Source organism: Flavitalea antarctica (assembly GCF_054461535.1).
Genome location: NZ_JBTLQG010000030.1, coordinates 29,574 through 48,475 on the forward strand (window position 1 = coordinate 29,574; position 18,902 = coordinate 48,475).

Annotated in this window: 15 protein-coding genes; 7 read left to right on the forward strand and 8 right to left on the reverse strand. The window is 45.0% G+C overall.

The genetic code is table 11. The annotated features are described in order from the left end of the window. The first annotated feature begins 1 nt into the window (after position 1). A complete protein-coding gene (locus ACX0G7_RS20920; RefSeq protein WP_458925473.1) occupies positions 2–202 on the forward strand; it encodes a helix-turn-helix transcriptional regulator in 201 nt (66 codons plus the stop codon). A 276-nt stretch (positions 203–478) separates the two neighbouring features. Here the strand turns inward: ACX0G7_RS20920 and ACX0G7_RS20925 are convergent, their stop codons facing one another. The 3 genes from ACX0G7_RS20925 to ACX0G7_RS20935 all read right to left on the reverse strand — a co-directional run bounded on the left by ACX0G7_RS20925 (position 479) and on the right by ACX0G7_RS20935 (position 2,966). Further along, positions 479–1,387 carry a S66 peptidase family protein gene (locus ACX0G7_RS20925; protein WP_458925474.1) on the reverse strand — a complete coding sequence of 303 codons (909 nt, stop codon included), beginning with the start codon at positions 1,385–1,387 and terminating at the stop codon, positions 479–481. Between the two features lie 98 nt (positions 1,388–1,485). Beyond that, a complete protein-coding gene (locus tag ACX0G7_RS20930; protein WP_458925475.1) occupies positions 1,486–2,508 on the reverse strand; it encodes a S66 peptidase family protein in 1,023 nt (340 codons plus the stop codon). A 26-nt stretch (positions 2,509–2,534) separates the two neighbouring features. Beyond that, the gene (locus tag ACX0G7_RS20935) at positions 2,535–2,966 is read right to left on the reverse strand and encodes a VOC family protein (protein ID WP_458925476.1); all 432 of its coding nucleotides are present in this window, start codon (positions 2,964–2,966) and stop codon (positions 2,535–2,537) included. Positions 2,967–3,231: 265 nt separating this feature from the next. On the opposite strand from ACX0G7_RS20935, the gene metG reads away from it, so the two are divergent. Beyond that, positions 3,232–5,445, forward strand: coding sequence for a methionine--tRNA ligase (gene metG, locus ACX0G7_RS20940; protein ID WP_458925477.1), 2,214 nt, complete (start codon positions 3,232–3,234; stop codon positions 5,443–5,445). On the opposite strand, the gene ACX0G7_RS20945 is transcribed toward metG, so the two are convergent. Further along, entirely contained in the window at positions 5,438–6,781 is a 1,344-nt protein-coding gene (locus tag ACX0G7_RS20945) for a glycerate kinase type-2 family protein (protein ID WP_458925478.1), read from the reverse strand. The genes metG and ACX0G7_RS20945 overlap by 8 nt on opposite strands. 359 nt (positions 6,782–7,140) lie before the next feature. Between ACX0G7_RS20945 and ACX0G7_RS20950 the strand changes: the two genes are divergently transcribed. The 4 genes from ACX0G7_RS20950 to ACX0G7_RS20965 all read left to right on the forward strand — a co-directional run bounded on the left by ACX0G7_RS20950 (position 7,141) and on the right by ACX0G7_RS20965 (position 12,082). Then, entirely contained in the window at positions 7,141–9,546 is a 2,406-nt protein-coding gene (locus tag ACX0G7_RS20950) for a 3-hydroxyacyl-CoA dehydrogenase NAD-binding domain-containing protein (RefSeq protein ID WP_458925479.1), read from the forward strand. Between the two features lie 49 nt (positions 9,547–9,595). Continuing rightward, the gene (locus tag ACX0G7_RS20955; protein WP_458925480.1) at positions 9,596–10,264 is read left to right on the forward strand and encodes a peptidase M10; all 669 of its coding nucleotides are present in this window, start codon (positions 9,596–9,598) and stop codon (positions 10,262–10,264) included. A 70-nt stretch (positions 10,265–10,334) separates the two neighbouring features. Beyond that, on the forward strand, positions 10,335–11,231 hold the full coding sequence (locus ACX0G7_RS20960) for an ABC transporter ATP-binding protein (protein WP_458925481.1): 897 nt from the start codon (positions 10,335–10,337) through the stop codon (positions 11,229–11,231). A 68-nt stretch (positions 11,232–11,299) separates the two neighbouring features. Continuing rightward, a complete protein-coding gene (locus tag ACX0G7_RS20965) occupies positions 11,300–12,082 on the forward strand; it encodes an ABC transporter permease (RefSeq protein WP_458925482.1) in 783 nt (260 codons plus the stop codon). 188 nt (positions 12,083–12,270) lie between these two features. Here ACX0G7_RS20965 and ACX0G7_RS20970 read toward each other — a convergent pair whose 3' ends face one another. Together ACX0G7_RS20970 and ftsZ are read right to left on the reverse strand one after the other, a co-directional pair. Then, the gene (locus tag ACX0G7_RS20970; protein WP_458925483.1) at positions 12,271–13,191 is read right to left on the reverse strand and encodes a TIGR01777 family oxidoreductase; all 921 of its coding nucleotides are present in this window, start codon (positions 13,189–13,191) and stop codon (positions 12,271–12,273) included. A gap of 157 nt (positions 13,192–13,348) precedes the next feature. Next, positions 13,349–15,466, reverse strand: a complete 2,118-nt coding sequence (gene ftsZ / locus ACX0G7_RS20975; RefSeq protein ID WP_458925484.1) for a cell division protein FtsZ — start codon at positions 15,464–15,466, stop codon at positions 13,349–13,351. A 329-nt stretch (positions 15,467–15,795) separates the two neighbouring features. On the opposite strand from ftsZ, the gene ACX0G7_RS20980 reads away from it, so the two are divergent. Continuing rightward, positions 15,796–15,936: a hypothetical protein gene (locus ACX0G7_RS20980; RefSeq protein ID WP_458925485.1), complete on the forward strand. Its 141-nt coding sequence runs from the start codon at positions 15,796–15,798 to the stop codon at positions 15,934–15,936. A gap of 339 nt (positions 15,937–16,275) precedes the next feature. Here the strand turns inward: ACX0G7_RS20980 and ftsA are convergent, their stop codons facing one another. Then, positions 16,276–17,646 carry a cell division protein FtsA gene (ftsA, locus tag ACX0G7_RS20985; RefSeq protein WP_458925511.1) on the reverse strand — a complete coding sequence of 457 codons (1,371 nt, stop codon included), beginning with the start codon at positions 17,644–17,646 and terminating at the stop codon, positions 16,276–16,278. A gap of 162 nt (positions 17,647–17,808) precedes the next feature. Further along, complete coding sequence (locus tag ACX0G7_RS20990; RefSeq protein WP_458925486.1) at positions 17,809–18,813, reverse strand: cell division protein FtsQ/DivIB; 1,005 nt, start codon at positions 18,811–18,813, stop codon at positions 17,809–17,811. Positions 18,814–18,902: the final 89 nt, after the last annotated feature.

Here is an 18,902-nt window from a genome sequence, read left to right on the forward strand (position 1 = left end):
TATGAAAAACACAGTAAAAGTGCAGCGGGCGATATTAAATATTACACAGGCGGATCTTGCGGAACGGATCAGTGTATCCCGTCAGACGATCAATGCCATTGAATCAAATAAATATGTACCCTCAACTATTCTTGCCCTAAAAATTGCCAGGGTTTTTGATACCACTGTGGATGCCATATTTACCCTGGAACCAGGAGACTGATATCAATGAATCAGGTTCAACAACAACAATTGGCTGTTATCAATTACTATCGGAAAAATTACTGGGCAGGTATTCAAAATGGTGCCATTTCATTGCAGAGCCGTTCCTCCGCAACACTATTAAAATGCGGAACCATTCCAATTCAGAGCCATTCCATTGCAGAGCCATTCTAATTCAGAGCCCGTCCAATTCAGAGCCATTCTAATTCAGAGCCCGTCCAATTCAGAGCCATTCCAATTCAGGGCCATTCCATTGCAGAGCCATTCCATTAAAGTACTATTCTGCCAGGGTGACCTTCATTTTTCCGACTTTTAGCTCATAACTAACTCCGATTTTTAGTGCATAATTTTCTTTGTCGTGACTCACCGGGAAACCAAAACATACGGGGTATTCATAATCTTTTACATGGTCGTGGATCAACTCATTGATTGTTTTACCAAAGGGCCTACCGGTGTCTTTCATATCTGTAAAACCTCCAAGAATGAGTCCTGCCAGCTGATCCAGCTTACCACTTCGTTTTAATTGCACAAACATCCTATCTACACTGTATAACTGCTCCCCGATATCCTCGAGGAAAAGAATTTTTCCCTTGGTTTTTAGTTCTGACGGTGTCCCCAGTATATGAACGATAAGCGCCAGGTTACCACCCACCAGCTCACCTGTTGCTCTACCTTTGTTATTAAACACATGGGGAACATGGTTATAAACGGCAGGTCTGCCCTCCATTGCATTTTTGAGTGACTGTACATATTCGTTCATATAACCGTCATCATTAAACGCAGCAGCCATCGGGGCATGAAGCGTTGCTATTTTGAACTTGCGGTTAATATGTGCATGCAATACTGTTACATCGCTGAACCCTATTATCCATTTGGGTTGTTTTCTGAACTTGCGGAAGTTAAGACTGTCTATGATCCTGGATGTACCGTAACCACCCCTGGCACAAAGAATGGCGTTAACCTCGTCATCATCGAGCATTGACTGAAGATCATCTAGCCGCTCTTCGTCGGTTCCCGAAAAATAATTTTCTGAATTACTTTCGAGCGTCTTCCCCTTTTTGACCTTATAACCCCAATCCTTCAAAACCTGTATGCATGTTGCTGCCTTCTCTGCTTGCATGAAACCTGCAGGACATACAATTCCAATGGTATCGCCTGGTTTAAGATATGGGGGGATGCGGATCATATTATCGCTTTGTATATAATTAATGAATTGCTACCGGTTTGAATTGCTACCGGTTGGTTACTTCTCAGCTGATAACGGGGATGGATCCATCGATCTCGTTATTCGCTCACTTCTTTCAATGTTGCACTTTTGCCGTTTACATCCAATTGATGTCTCACTCCACATTTCAAGGCATAATTGTTCTTTTGATGGCCCACAGGAAAATCAAAACACAATGGATAATTGAAATCACGGATCTGGTCCCAGACAATCTCGTATAAGGTTCTGCCAAAATCCTCCCCGGGATCATCTGGTTTTATTTTGAAGCCTCCAATAATGATGCCGGCAAGGTTATCAAGCTTTCCGCTTCGCCTGAAATGACGGAACATGCGGTCGATGCTATAAAGATTTTCGTTGGTGTCTTCTAAAAATAACAGGCAATTTTTTGTATTCAGTTCAGATCGGGTTCCGGTAAGGGTTTCAAGCGTTTTCATATTCCCTCCCACCAATATTCCGGTACCCTTTCCCTTTCGGTTTTGGGGGTGCGGTGGCACACTGTAGACCCTCGGCTTCCCGCTTAGTGCATCCCGGATTGACAGGATTGTATCAACCTGGATGGGATCCGCCAGATTCCAGACTTCGGGAAAGCTATTGCACATTTTGGAATGTATAGAAGCAACCTGGTAATTCGCTGCGAGATGACTATGGATCACCGTTATATCACTAAACCCGATGATCCATTTTGGCTTCGATCTGATACCATCGAACCTGATCCTGTCAATTGTTCGCACTGCTCCATAACCTCCGCGGGCGCACATGATTGCCCGCACATCGGGGTCGTCAATCATATCCTGCAAATCCAACATGCGTTCGTGATCGGATCCGCCAAATGTGAAATCCCGCCGCCCCACGGTGTTTCCTATTTTTACGCGATAACCCCAGCTTTCCATCAGGCTTATGCTGGGTCTGATGTCTTCCAGTGAGATAAAGCCGGCAGGACAGGTTATACCAATGATATCGCCTTTTTGCAGATATGGCGGCACAGTAAAAGTTGTATTTACATGCACAGGGTCTTTGGCAAGAGATAAAGCCGGAATTGACAGGGCACCGGTGAAAAAAGAAAGGAATGCTTTTCTATGCATATTTAAAAGTAAAAAAAATCAGTGACTCAGGTGAAGCTACCTGTGCGTTCAAGCTGGGGATTCCATGCTACTTCCCAGAGATGATCATCCGGATCCGCAAAGTATCCGGCGAAACCACCATAAAAAGTATCCTGCGCTGTCTTAACTATTTTGCCCCCGGCTTTTGAGACCTCGTTTAACACTTCAATCACCTCCTGCTTTGATGAGACATTGTGTCCAATTGTGAACTCAAGCGGACTGGACTGGCCAATTGGTATATTCGTATCAGCGGAAATACTTGTTTTTGGCCATAAGGCAAGTGTTAATCCATTCTCGAGATTGAAAAATGCTACTGCACCGTTGTCAAATTCTTTTCCGACAATTCCCTTTGTGGCCAGACCCAGCCCCTTGTGATAGAATTCTACCGACTTTTCAAGGTCCTTTACACCAAGCGTTAATACGGTTATCCTTGCTTTCATATTTATCTTTGGTATTGAATTGAAATCTGAAACCCACATTAAATGTAACCAGTAATTCATTCCGATAACCAGCCCTGGTGACCAAACTATTTTGCGCTGCACCGAATTTCCAGAGGTGATGGGTTCTGTTGTCCACCACTCCTACTCGCCCTTACAGATCAGCTCCGAAAGAACCCACGCCTGCAAAAATTGGGGCGTTGAGATGGATTACGGTATTTTTGCGGACTCAACCGGTCAGACCCTGTTGATATAACCCGTCTTTATTATGACAGATTACAAGCGAATTTTGGTTACCTCTGCCCTGCCCTATGCGAATGGGCCCGTTCACATTGGTCACCTTGCGGGATGCTACCTGCCATCTGACATCTATGTCAGATATCAGCGTGCAAAAAAAGCCGATATCAAATATGTTTGTGGAACGGATGAGCATGGAGTTCCTATCACCATTCGTGCAATGAAAGAAGGAATCAGTCCCCAGGAGGTTGTTGATAAATATTATACAATTATCAAAGACAGCTTTGAACAGATGGGTATCTCGTTCGACATCTTTTCACGGACAACAAACAAAACCCATCACGAAACGGCTTCTGATTTTTTTTCCACTTTGTATGATAAAGGATTGTTCGAGGAAAAAGAAACCGAACAATATTTTGATGAAAAGACCAATACCTTCCTGGCTGACCGATATATTACCGGTACATGTCCCGTTTGTGCAAACCCAAATGCATATGGCGACCAGTGTGAAAGGTGCGGAACAAGTCTCAGCCCCGAGCAACTGATTAATCCTAAATCAACATTAAGCGATGCAATACCGGTTAAACGGAAAACAAGACATTGGTATTTTCCTTTACAACAGTATGAACCATGGCTGAAGGAATGGATAATCGAAGGTCACAAAGAATGGAAAAACAATGTTTACGGCCAATGTAAAAGCTGGCTGGATGCTGGTCTGCAGCCAAGGGCAATGACACGTGACAGCAACTGGGGCGTAAAGGTACCTTTGGCTAACGCCGAAGGCAAGGTGCTCTATGTTTGGTTTGATGCACCTATAGGTTACATTTCTGCGACCAAAGAGCTGACTGACCAATGGGCAGACTATTGGTGTAAAGAAGATACCAAACTGGTTCATTTTATAGGAAAGGATAACATCGTATTTCATTGTATTATTTTTCCGGCCATGTTAAAGGCCCATGGAGGTTTTGTGTTGCCGGACAACGTACCCGCAAACGAGTTCCTGAATATAGAAGGTGAAAAGGTTTCGACCAGCAGGAACTGGGCAGTATGGGTACATGATTATATCACGGATTTTCCGGATCAGCAGGATGTGCTACGTTATGTACTCTGTGCAAATTCACCGGAAACTAAGGATAACGATTTCACCTGGAAAGACTTCCAGGACAGGAACAACAGTGAACTCGTTTCCATATTCGGGAATTTTGTTAACCGGACCTTTGTCCTGATGCATAAGCTTTGCAATGGCAAAGTTCCGCCGTTACATGCAGATGTCACAACCGGGCGGGATCTCCAGATGCTTGGTGAATTCGACACAACAAAAGCAAAAGTAGAATCGTTGCTGGAGCAATATAAGTTCCGGGATGCATTGTTCGAAGTGATTGACCTTGCAAGAAAGGGGAACAAATTCATGCAGGAAAGAGAACCCTGGATCATCGCCAAAAAGCTGGGTGAACAACCTGAACTCCAAAAACAGATAGATAACTGCCTGCACATTTGTTTGCAGCTGACTGCCAACCTTTCTATTCTTATCGCGCCTTTCCTGCCATTTACAGCAAAAAAGATGCTCCACATGATGAAGGTGGTGGACAAGATGCTTGATTGGGAAAACGCAGGCAAAACGAAATTGCTCAGTGTAGGTTATTCACTTCGCCCACCCGAATTATTGTTCCGTAAAATCGACGATGCAGAGATATCGGCCCAGGTTGACAAACTTAAAGCGGGACTGGTTAAGCCACCATCACCGACAAACGAACCCGACGGCTCAAAGGAACAATTGAAAACCGGATCAGCAATGGATAAGGAAATAGCAGCGAAAAATCAAAACGAAGCTGGCGGAAAATCGCCTGAAGCTAAAGCAGGTAATGAAGCAACAGCCATGACGGAGAAGGAGAGTGAGACCCGGAACCCCGAAGTAAAACCTGAAATAATTTACGACGATTTCGGCAAGCTGGATCTTCGGGTGGGCAAGATCGTTAGTGCAGCTAAAGTTGAAAAAGCGGATAAGCTTTTGAAACTATCAGTTGATCTCGGGTTTGAGACCCGGACTATTGTTTCCGGCATTGCCCTGCACTTCAAACCTGAAGATATTGTGGGTAAGCAGGTAGTAGTTGTGGCAAATCTTGCTCCACGCAAAATGCGCGGTATTGAAAGCAACGGGATGATCCTGATGGCCGAGGACAAGGCCGGTCAACTACATTTTGTAAACCCCGACAACAATATCGACCCGGGTTCAAAAGTCACTTAAACAAGTCATCAGTTGTGGTAACTAACCCTATTACAATATCCATAACATTCGTCTGTGTGGGGCCGGTCTTAACCAGCCCCTCATATTTCTCAAAGAAATGATAGGCATCATTTTCTTGTAAATATTGTTCAGCAAGGTGGCTGTCACCGGCCATCTTCAGCCTGTTCACCAGCGCCGCTTCAATGAAAGCCCCTGTCGCATCCGTAGGGCCGTCGGAACCGTCAGTGCCGCCTGAGAGTATCACGGGTATCTGCCCGGGATCAATATCTTTTTTTATCAGTTCACAGAGTGCAGCCAGGGCAAAATGCTGATTTCTGCCACCTAATCCTTTTCCGTGAATGGTAACCGTGGTTTCACCGCCCATCAACAGGCAGGCTGGCCTTGTACCACCATATAACAGGCAGGCCTCAGCGAAAAGCCTCGCCTGCACCTCCGCTTCTCCTTCAAGAGCATGATTCACTACCAGTGTATGATAACCTCTTTCCGCAGCGGCACGCCCCGATGCCCCGAGAGCGACAGCATTTGTGCCTATCAGCATATTGCTCGTTTTTTCCAATGCCTCATCCCCGGGTTTCGGTGTTTCGGGTATCAGCCCATGAGCACCATCGTTTAACCGGCGGATAATCGCGGAAGGCACTTTTGTGGTAAGATGATACCTGTCCAGGATTTCGATAGCCCCGAAGAAAGTAGAAGGGTCGCCAACTGTTGGTCCGCTGGCTATAACGGAGAGCTGATCACCGTTCACATCACTTAAGATCAGCGACACAAGGTTAGCAGGATAGATCTTTTTTGCCAGCTGTCCGCCTTTGATCGTCGAAAGATGTTTACGGATGCAATTGATCTCATCAATACTTGCCCCCGAGGCAAGTAACAAACTTACCAGCTGCTGTAACTCTTCCAGCGACACACCGGGGGGAGTATCCGAAAGGAGCGCCGAAGCTCCACCACTCACGAGGAAGATGACCAGGTCATTTTCCCGAAGGCCCTCAACCAGCTTTACAAGCTTTAACCCTGCGGCAATCCCATTACCATCAGGCACCGGGTGTCCTGCTTCCAGGCATTCAATTTTCTGCAAGGGAAGCGAATGTCCATACTTTGTGATCACCAGGCCGCTGCTTAACACGGGCATTAAGATTGACTCAATGGCCTTTGCCATCGCAGCACTTGCCTTTCCCGCGCCAATTACTATTACCCGTCCCAGTCCTGATCTCGCAAACGATTGCTCCCCGACAACGAGGCGATCGTTGGTCAGGTGAACATGACCAGGAATAAGCCGCGCAGGTTGAACCGCTTCGACCCCTGCCATAAAAATTTCTTTCGCATGTTGGGAAGACATAAGCCAATGTTATTAAAGATTGATCAATAAATCGCTAATTGCCCGGGCCTATGGCAGAAAATACATTTTTGTTATATCTTCGGAGTAAATAGTTGTTTAACTAACTAATTTGGTTAATCGAAGAGGTTACGGATTGGTTGCGCAGTGGAAACGGAATAGGTTGATTGAAGAGCTTACGGATTGGCTGCAAAGTGGAAACGGAAGAGGTTGATTGAAGAGTTCCTGGATGTTAGTGACGACTGCCTCGAATTAAAAATGCTACCAAAGTAATTGACATAGTTGCTGCCTGTGAAAAAACGATTGTTATTGCGGTTTTTGCAGCTATGATAAGTGCCTGGCAAAAATTAAAATATTATCAGATGAAAAGAATTATCAGGAAAGTTGCTGTACTCGGATCCGGCGTAATGGGGTCGAGAATTGCATGTCACTTCGCAGGAATCGGTGTGCCTGTTTTGTTATTGGATATGGTTCCAAAAGAATTGACCCCTGCTGAACAGGCAAAGGGCTTAAACCCGGAACATCCCGCAGTCAAAAACAGGATTGTTAATGACGCGCTTGCTGCAGCAGTCAAATCAAACCCTTCCCCTCTTTATTCAAAAGATGCGCTGAAAAAAATAACAACCGGCAACTTTACGGATAATATGAAGGACATCGCCTCATGTGACTGGATCATAGAGGTGGTTGTGGAAAGACTCGATATCAAACAACAAATTTTTACTGAAGTTGAGCGATATCGCAAGCCGGGAACACTGATTAGTTCAAACACTTCGGGTATTCCGATTCACATGATGACGGAAGGGCGATCTGATGACTTCAAAAAACATTTTTGCGGAACACACTTTTTCAATCCACCACGATATCTCAGGCTGCTGGAAATAATTCCAACGCAATACACTGATCCCGCGGTTGTGGATTTTCTGATGAACTATGGTGATTTACACCTTGGAAAAACGACAGTGCTTTGTAAGGATACCCCTGCATTCATTGCAAACAGGATTGGCGTTTATGGTATAATGGCAATCTTCGGTCTTGTGGAAAAGCTTGGTTTGTCAATCGATGATATCGACGCATTGACAGGTCCTGTTATTGGCCGTCCAAAATCAGCTACGTTTCGTACAGCAGATGTAGTCGGTATCGATACCCTGGTGAAGGTCGCAAAGGGAGTGGCAGATCATTGTCCGGGTGATGAACAAAAAGCCGTATTTCAAATCCCCACCTGGCTCAACAAATTAGTTGAAAACAAATGGCTTGGCGATAAAACTGGCCAGGGTTTTTTCAAGAAGATGCCACCCAATGCGAAGGGAGAAAAAGAGATCCATGTGCTGAACCTGTCTACCATGGAGTACGAGCCAAGAAAGAAGCCGAAGTTCGCTACGCTGGAAGCTGCTAAACCCGTCGAAGATCTTAAGGAAAAATTGAAGATCCTTGTTAGTGGATCTGACAAAGCTGCTGAGTTCTATCGCCAGTTTCATTGGGGCCTCTTTTCTTATATTTCGCACAGGATTCCGGAAATCTCCGATGAGCTATACCGCGTTGATGATGCCATGATGGCTGGTTTTGGCTGGGAAATAGGAGCTTTTGAAAGCTGGGATACGCTTGGTGTTGAAGCGTCGATCAAAAAAATGAAGGAAGCCGGCTTTACCGTTGCACCATGGGTGGAAGAAATGATTGCATCCGGAGCAACCACTTTTTATAAGGTTGAAAACGGACGTCGCCTGTTCTATGATCCGGCGACCAGATCGTATAAGCCATTGCCTGGTGCTGATGTTTTTATAGTGATGAAGAACTTCTCCAATCAACTCGTATGGAAAAACAGCGCATGCAGAACCTATCATCTCGGAGATGATGTTCTTGGGCTGGAGTGGTACACCAAGATGGGCAGTATTGGAGGAGAAGTGCTCGAAGGCATACAAAAATCTATATCACTTGCAGAAGAAAAATACAAAGGGCTTGTCATTGCCAATGATGCGCAGAACTTTTCAGCCGGTGCGAATGTCGGAATGATCTTTATGCTGGCCGTGGAGCAGGAATATGATGAGCTTGATATGGCCATCAGGTTGTTCCAGAATACGATGATGCGCGCGAGGTATTCAAGCGTTCCTGTTGTGGTGGCACCACATGCGCTTACACTCGGTGGTGCATGTGAATTAAGCCTCCATAGCGACAAAGTTTGCGCTTCCGCTGAAACTTATATTGGTCTGGTTGAGCTCGGGGTCGGCCTGATCCCGGGTGGTGGCGGAACCAAGGAATTTGTGTTGCGTGCCGCAGATGAAATGCACGAAGATGAACCGGAAACCATCACCCTGAAAAACCGTTTTCTTACAATAGCCACTGCAAAGGTGGCAACCTCGGCCCATGAAGCTTTTGATCTTGGAATGTTAAGAAAGGGCCAGGATGAGATCGTTTACAACCAGGCAAGGAGAATTGCAGAAGGCAAACGAAGCGTTACCGAGCTCTACGACAGCGGTTATACAACACCGGTACAACGCAAAGACATTAAGGTCCTGGGCCGGTCGGCCCTGGGGACCCTGCTGGCAGGAGTTAACGGAATGTGGCGCGCAGGTTATGCTACTGATCATGATGCGTTGGTTGCAAGAAAGCTCGCTTATGTAATGTGTGGCGGCGACCTGAGTGAACCAACCCTCGTTTCGGAACAATACCTTCTTGACCTCGAACGGGAAGCTTTTATGAGCCTTTGTGGCGAAAAGAAATCCCTGGAGCGGATCCAAAGTGTTTTAAAATCAGGCAAACCCGTCCGTAACTAATTCTCCGACGCTGCGACTAACTCATAATAATTCTTTAGATTGAATGACTATGGGTGAAGCGGAACTATCCAACAGAACAGGCGAATTGATCATCCGTTCGGTGCTTATCTTTTATGGTGATGCTGCAAACGCTGACCTGGCAAAAAGCCTGGGCCTGGATGTTATGCAATTCTGGAATGAGCCGCAGGCCTCAGTGATCATAAAAAATAAAACATACCTGGTCCGTTTCGAGGTCTCAGGCATTTTTGAACCTGCCCTTGAACCGGAAAAAGTCTGGTACAACGACGATCCCAGGCTGAATTTTTTTCGGATAGAAGAATATGCCGCCGGTAATATTTCTTTTGTCGATGGCCTGGGATGCAATACCGGCTATTTCAAACTTCAGAACCTGCAGCAAACGCCAACCACCATCGCTCACGAGTACGGGCATACTATCGGTCTGCCCCATCCGGAGGTCCTGGATATCAGGGGCCAGGGGATACCAGGCATTATGTATCCACGCGGCACATGGTGTGACGCACCGATGCAGTATGATCCACTTGCAGCTGCAGGGGCCTATGGGGGCGTCATGGACCCTGCCCACCGCAAAGTGCTGAAGAGTGATATAGAAGACCTTAAGTTGTATAAACTCGACTTCGATATACGTGGATTCGCAAAACTGGGCGAGTTTTCCAGTCGCTATCACCAGAAACATCAGGACCCCGGTCAAACAAACTAAAGCAACAACTCCCAATCAAGACAAATAAGCAATTCAGCATAAGCGTCATCTTACCAGGCAAAAATCATTTATGGCTATACTCAAAGTTGAAAATCTCCAGAAAAATTACGGCAGCATACAGGCATTAAAAGGGGTAACCTTTACTGTACCGCAGGGCGCCGTTTTTGGCATTCTCGGACCGAACGGAAGTGGCAAAACCACCCTACTCGGGATCATCATGGATATACTCCGGGCAACTGCCGGCACCTTTCAGTTGTTCGATGAAACTCCTGGTCCCCAGCATCGCAGACAAATCGGCACCCTGCTTGAAACGCCAAATTTTTATCATTACCTGAGCGGCGAAAAAAATCTTCGTATCGCGGCGTCCATAAAAGGTAAAGGCGAGAATGATATCGAAAGAGTACTTGAACTGGTGGATCTTACCAAAAGGAAAGGTTCTAAGTTCAGCACCTACTCACTGGGTATGAAACAAAGACTGGCCATTGCTTCTACCTTACTCGGGAATCCCCAGGTGCTCATATTTGATGAACCAACCAATGGTCTTGATCCTGTGGGAATAGCAGAAACCAGGGAGCTGATAAAAAAATTAAACCGGGAAGGCAAAACGATCATTATGGCCAGTCATTTACTGGACGAGGTTGAAAAAGTCTGTACGCATGCGGCCATTCTTCAGCGGGGCGTGTTACTTACGCATGGTCACGTGGATGAGATCCTGATCAATGAAGATATTGTGGAACTCGGAACGGAAAATAAAGAACACCTGCAACAGTTAATGGCTTCATACCCTCATAGTATCTCGACAAGGGAACATGGTATTTACCTCGACGTTGTATTTGCTTCAGGAAAGGCTTCACTTGCACAAATCAATGAATACTGTTTCAATAATGGTGTTGTGTTGAACCATCTTCGCCTGAGAAGGAAAAGCCTCGAAACAAAGTTCTTTGAACTTACCAGCAACAACAATTAATTAAACACTTAGCGATACACAACTTTTTCAGCCCCAAACCACCCGGACTCACCTGCAACAGCATTTATATGATCAATAATTTAAAAACAGAATGGCTCAAGATCAGGAATTATAAAGCTTTCTGGATCTTCCTGAGTTTATACCTGGTCAGTATTATCGCCATTAACTATATTGCCTATACCGTATACCAGCAAACCGTTAAGGAAGAACCAATGGCCGCGGCGATGATCAGTGATCCTTATGCTTTTCCTAATGTATGGTTAACGGTCAGCTATATGGGTAGCTGGCTGCTGTATTTCCCGGGTATTATCATCATCCTGCTTACTTCAAATGAATTCACTTTCAAAACACACAGGCAAAACATCATTGATGGCTGGTCGCGTAAAGATTTTGTGCACACAAAATTGCTGCTGGTAGCCATCCTGTCTATAGTTGTTATGATCATAACCGCGGTAACCGCAGCTGTTTTCGGTATCGCCAGTGGTGAATCATTTTCGGCGGATGGAATGGTGAATATCTTTTACGTGTTGCTCCAGTCGCTTTCCTACATTTCCCTTGCATTGTTACTTGCTGTGTTATTTCGCAGAAGCGGGGTTGCGCTGATTGTATTTTTCCTGTATGGATTGATATTTGAAACGATCATCTATGGATTGATCAACCGGTATGTTCACCAGCAGGCGGGTTATTTCCTGCCGCTGCAGGGCACAGACGTCTTACTTCCCATGCCATTCGGCAATAAGATTTTCTACAGCCATGCTCCTGAGCCTTATGTCCTGGTGATCTCGTCGTTGATCTATCTCGGGCTTTACTATTTTTTCCTGATGCGCAAATTTGAAAATGATGACCTTTAATGTAGTGGAGAGTTAAGAATTATGAGTTATGAGGGAGTTATGAGTTAAAAGTGAGTTATGAATTGCAGGAGCATCACTCTCCACTGGTGCCCACAGGTACATAGAGTTGTTCAATAAATTTTGTTTTCGGCTGAGTGAGCAATTCTGTTTATCAAGGGCGCCACAGATGCCATCGGTTTGGTCAACCATTATTTCAGGAGTTCGGTTAGGGCGGCATCAATGGAAGGATATAAAAAGGTAAAGCCCTGCCTTTTCATTTTGTCGGTACTTACGGTCGTACTTTTAAGTATTTCAACCGTTCGTTCGCCCAGCATAATTTTTAGTACAAACACTGGCACGTTCACGGGAATATAAAAGCTTCCCTTGCTTTTTTTTGCAAGTTTGAGCATTAATTCCTTATTGGAAACAGGATGTGGCGCTACTGCGTTGTAAACTCCGCTAAGCCTGGTATTTTCAATTGCATATATATATTGCCGGCACATATCTTCGATGTGGATCCAGCTGATAATTTGCTTCCCGTTTCCCAATATACCGGCAACACCCATGCGAACCGGCTTGATAAATTCGGCAAAGGCACCGCCATCATTACTTAATACTATCCCGGTTCTTAGTTTCACCAGCCTTATCAGTGAATTATTTAGCGGATCAAGGCTTTTTTCCCACAGGTAACAGGTTTCACCAAGAAAACTATCATCATGTTTATCCTCTTCTTTAAAGGGTGACGGATTAGGAACAACCGGATCCTCCCCATACCAACCGATTGCGGAAGCCGATATAAAAGCTTTCAATTTGTTGGGAATCTGCTGCAGCTTAGCTACCAGTAGTTCGCCGCTTTTTACCCGGCTGTCAATGATCTCCTGCTTTCTTTTAGCGGTCCATTTCCTATCAGCCACACCAGCCCCGGCCAGGTGAACTATATAGTCGGCTTCCTTCAGCGCGGTTTCATCTATGGTGCCCTTATCAACATCCCAGCCTGCATAACGAAGGTTATGCTCCGGCCCGAGAGGTTTGCGGGTGACTACAATGACCTGGTATCCTTTTGCAACCAGCATTTTTGTGAGCATTTTTCCGATCAAACCGGTGCCACCTGTTATCAGTACTGTTTCCATATAAAGTATTTGAGATCCGTCGCTATTTAAAATCAACACCCAAATCCACTACAAGGCACAAATGGTCCTGGTTCAATATACCGAAAAAAATCCCTCCCGTAAGACACGGGAGGGATACAACTAAAAATAACAATCTATCGTAAGAATCTTGATTGATCTAGTCGGGCTTTTTACCGTCCAGAAAAGTGTTGATGGTTGATATCTGGGCCTTATTGTTCTCATCGGCCTTTACTTCGTAGTTGCTATAGAAATTTTCAACATTGTTGATGGTTCCGTATAGCTCAAGATTACGGCGGATATAAGCCGGCACAGTTTCAAACTCATTGTTAGGATCTGCAGCATTGATATTGAATGACAGATTACGTAATTTCTGGATTCTCTCTGCTGCACGTCTTTTTTGTTCCCCTACTTCGTCCTGCATCGCAGGTTCCTCAGTAGAAGCAGTTGTCTTAACATGGTTTGGAGTTTGGTGGGCCCCAGGCTCTTCCGCCGCCGGAACTTCACTTCTGAATACCAGCTGCATTGGTTCAAGAGAAGGATCTTCTTCCTTGAATGGTTGCTTAACCGGTTCTTTAGTGATCTCCTTTAATGAATGGTTTTCAGGAACGGACCTTTCAGGTTTCGGTTCAGCATAAATATTGGCTGGTTTGGACAGGTATCCTCCGGACGCTGCAGACGACGAAGAATTATTTGATGAAGCCGGCTGTTGATAACCGGTAACAGGATTGATATTGAGGTCAACAGGAACGGTCGCTTGCGAATGTATTAATTCTGTTTTGTCCTCAGCCTTGTTTTTGTCCACAGTATTTTTACGGTCGTCCTGGTTAGTAAAAAGCACAACCTGTGGTGCCTGGGTACCGGGTTGAGTGACCGCAACCAGGGGTTTCCTGATCTCCGCAACAACCGGCTCTTCCTCTGGCATCACCAGGTGATGGTATACCGGGACGTCCGGTGAAGGAGTATTGGTTACGGGTGGCTGTTCTGCAACCTTTGGAGCTTTATCACCAGGGATAGTTACGGGAGATTCTTGCATAACCGGTGCATTGGCGGATTCCCGCATAACCGGTGCCATCATGGGCTCATGCATTGAAGATGCATTCGCCGCTTCCTGCCGCGCCGCATTCATTGAGACGTTCATGGATTCCTGCAAAGATGCAGTGACCGGCTGATCCGGAACGAGCTTCTCCACTTCCTGTTTCATCCGGAGTGTTTCTGCTGCAGTTTCCGCAGTCGGAAGTATCAATGGCATAAGCACCTTTCCGTTCCTTTCTTTGACCGGTGTTTTAGCCTCGATCTTGTCAAACGGATCTTTATATTCGAAACCCGTAGCGATTAAAGTGATTCCCACTTTATCACCTAAGGTGTTATCATAGCCCAATCCGAGGATCACATCGGTACCTTCCCCCGCGTGGCTTAACAGGTAATTCTGAATGATCTCTACCTCATCCATCGTGAACTCATGTTCGCCTTCCGCCGAATTTATATTGATCAGGATCCATTTTGCACCCTTGATGTCATTGTCATTAAGCAATGGCGATGTCAGCGCCTCTTCAATACAACGCTGCGCCCGGTTTTCACCACCAACGGCAGCGCTTCCAAGAATAGCTACTCCGCCGTTCCGCATTACTGTGCATACATCCGCAAAATCCACATTGATCTGACCGGTACTGTTGATCACATCAGTGATACATTTTGCAGCTGTGGCCAGTACATTATCAGCTTTTGCAAATGCTTCTTTCATTTTCAGATTACCAAACTGGTGACGCAGTTTATCATTACTGATCACAAGCAGCGTATCAACATACTCTTTCATTACGTTGATACCGGCTTCTGCCTGCAACTGTCTCTTCTTTCCTTCATACGAAAATGGAGTAGTAACAATACCAACAGTTAATATACCAAGGTCTTTACAGATTTTGGAGATGATCGGGGCTCCGCCTGTGCCGGTGCCACCGCCCATACCTGCTGTAATAAATGCCATTTTGGTGTTCACTTCCAGGATGCTTTTTATTTCCTCCAGGCTTTCCTCTGTTGCCTGTTTACCAATTGCAGGATTTGCACCGGCACCTAAACCCTGTGTAAGATGCGGTCCCAGCTGAATCTTGTTTGGCACCCGGCTCTGATGTATCGCCTGCGCATCAGTGTTACATATGATGAAATTTACTCCATCAATGTTCTGACTGAACATGTGGTTTACAGCATTACTGCCACCACCACCTACACCAATCACTTTGATGATAGATGATTTTTCCTTTGGTAGATCAAAATGAATCATAGCTTTAGAATTTTAGCCCCGTGTCGCCCTCCTCGTTCCCGGAAAGCTTATGAGACCACTTTTTACAGGTTAGTATAAATGAACTGTTGACTTAAGAACCCAATGGGTAAGAGCTCCGTGTTTGGAAATCGTTGTTTGTTTGATGCGTTTTCCGTTGTTGATGTTGTTGTTTGCTTTGTCGATTTGATGTTTGCTTTGTCGATTTGATGTTTGCTTCTGTTGATTTGATGTTTGTTTCTGTTGATTTGATGTTTGTTTCTGTTGATTTGATGTTGTTTTAATGTCGATGTTCTAGTTACTTAAGTTTAACTGATTAATTGCTTGTGTTGATGTTGTTCGCTTCTGTTGATTTGATGTTTGCTTCCTTTGATCTGATGTTTGCTTCTGTTGATCTGATGTTTGCTTCCTTTGATCTGATGTTTGCTTCTGTTGATCTGATGTTCGCTTCTGTTGATCTGATGTTTTTCTAATGTTGGTTCTTATTGATTCTGTCGTTGTTGTTGTTTGTTTCAGTTGATTTTGCTTTCACTACCAACATAAGGCCAACTTTGTGTTCGTGACAAAGAAATACTGAGAAAATCCTGTTATTTCGAAAATAATTTCGACCTACCCGAAAAGCACAGTATACTAAATCAACAGATCACGCAATAATCATGAATAAAAAATTCATCTCGATAAATCCGAACTTATATCGAATTAAGAATTCAACACCCCTCAAATAGATTCATAGCCTCTCCATAAAACTTCACTTATCACTAACTTCCACTCACAACTTTACTCATCACTCATAACCCATCACTCATCACTTCTCACAACGCTCTGTCGTCTTCCTCTTTAAACAGATCAATGATCCCGTCTTTAATTTTTGTCCAGAAGTCTTTTACATTTTTTCTTGGCTCCACATCTACTACTTGCGGTGTTTCTTTCAGCAATACTTCTCCTTCCGTTTCCTGCTTCAGCAACTCCTTCGGGATTGCCACCTTTTTGAAACCATTGTTGAACTGTTTACGATTATGTTCATAATCGCTGTAACCTTTCAATATGAGACCAATACATGTTGAATATGTTGGTTTTGCCAATTCTTCAATGTGACCGACCGCCAGGTGTTCTGTCGGATAACCGATTCTTGCGCTGCAGCCCGTGATGTATTCGGTAAGCTGGCGAAGGTGCATAAGCTGTGATCCGCCCCCCGTCAACACTATACCCCCATTCAGGGTACGGTTGTCCATCCCGATCTGCTGGAGATGGTAGGCTACAAACTCCATGATTTCTTTGATACGGCACTCAATGATCTTGGCCAGGTTTGTAACACTGATCTCTTTAACCGGCATTCCGCGGAGACCTGGAATAGTAATGAATGCGTTTCGGTTTGACTCATCAGGTAAGGCTGAACCGAACTGAACCTTCATCTGTTCGGCCTGGGTTTTTAAAACGCCAAGACCGGTTTTAATATCCAGTGTGATGTTTTCACCTCCGAACGGAATAACAGCAGTATGTTTTAGAATCCCTTCATAAAAAACCGCCAGGTCAGTGGTACCACCACCGATGTCAACAATGGCAACACCCGCTTCCATATCTTCAGGCCCCATTACAGCTGCCGCAGAGGCAAGAGGTTGCAATACCAGGTCCTTCGCTTTGAGGTTACTTTTTTCGACCGCGCGGTTGATATTCCGGATGGCATTTTTATCACCGGTGATGATGTGAAAATTTGCACCCACCTTCACACCGCCATATCCAATCGGGTTAGGTATGTTCTGAAAATTATCAACCGTAAACTCCTGCGCTATAACATCAATGATCTGATCGCCGGCCGGGATATAAGTTTTGTATTGATCAGCGATCAACTGGTCAATCTCGCGCTGTGTAATTTCCTCGTCATTGCTTTGACGCACTATATCCCCGCGTGTCTGAAGACTCTTGATATGATGCCCGGCAATACCTACATACACGTCAGAGATTTCCAGTTCGCTGTTAGATGCGTAACAATTATCAAGCGCCAACTTGATCGCTTTGATCGTTTCGTCAATATTTAATACCTGTCCATGTTTTACGCCATTTGAATTTGAACGGCCGAATCCGATTATTTCCAGTTTGCCATATTCATTTTTGCGGCCGGCAATCGCAGCGATCTTTGTGGTGCCGATGTCCAGGCCTACGATTATGGGTTGATTCTCTTTCATCATTTGCTTTTTAAAGTTAAAATGCGGTGTTGAAGCCGGGGGTATCTTGTTTGATTCGTTTGTTTCATTGTTTGTTTCCATATTTACCGTTTCATTAATCAAATGATGCTGTAAAATGTGCAGTGGACTTGCGGACACTGCACATTATTTCAGAGCCAAATCTCAGTTTCTTGCCGGCAGTTTTGCCTTTGGCGTTGGTTGTACAGGTTGGTTTTTCAGGATGGTAAGATCCTTTGTAGCTCCAGAGTTCGCTGCGCTTATTATAGGGTAAGTAGGATTATTTGAATTAGAGGAATCAGCAATGGCCTGCTGCATTTCCTGTGCAGACTCGATCATTTCCCGGATATTCTTCACGGCACGGATAGAATCTGCTTTACTGATCATCATGGCTTTCCTGATACCGATGACCTGCTGATCATACTGAACATTGATACGGGCATATTTATTAATACCTGTCCTGGCGATCACATCTTTATAAAAGGTCATCAGTTTCTGAAATTTCTTCTCAGGGAAGTCGCCTGAACCAAATTCGATGATGTGATTTCCCACTGTCGGCACCATTTCGAAATTGCGTGAAGGTGTAATGTCGACCTGTGCTATCTGGGCGTTCCAGAATGAGTCGGCGGCTATGTATTTGCTGATTGCCAGAACCCGGCTCATCAACACGCTGTCCCCGGACTTCGGATTGTTCCTTTCATAGGGGTAACCGGTAAACAGTGGCAATTTGAGGGTGAGCTTTTCAGACAAGGGCAAGCGCTTACCTTCGTTATCAACATAGAAGCTGTTTCCACCGTTAGTGAAAAGCCTGGCCAAAGGTTTTCTCTCGACGAGTCTCACCTGCAATGTTTCGTTGTTGTCAAAAAACAACTCAGCGTCTTTTATCCAGACATGTTTTTCCAGTTTTTCTTCCAGCCTGCGCAGGTCAAAAGTCTGTAATGCACGCCCCTTGATTTTTTCGGCACCATCGCTTGTCAGCTGGTTGATGATATCGTTCCTGTCAAGCAACCACTTTCCTTTTCTTTCACCATTTACTTCGATGGCGATACCCTTACAGGTTTTATCGTTTCTTGACCTGATGGCAGCTATCAGCAATACCAGGGTTGCTGAACCAATAATGATCCAGAAACTGATAAATACTAATTTCCTGATATTGCCTTTAATGCTCATTCTACATTTTCAATTTCCCTTGTCGAAGTCCCACCCAACAGTCTGTGCTGACCGTCAGATGGGTACCAGGCAGGCGGGTTAGTAACCCG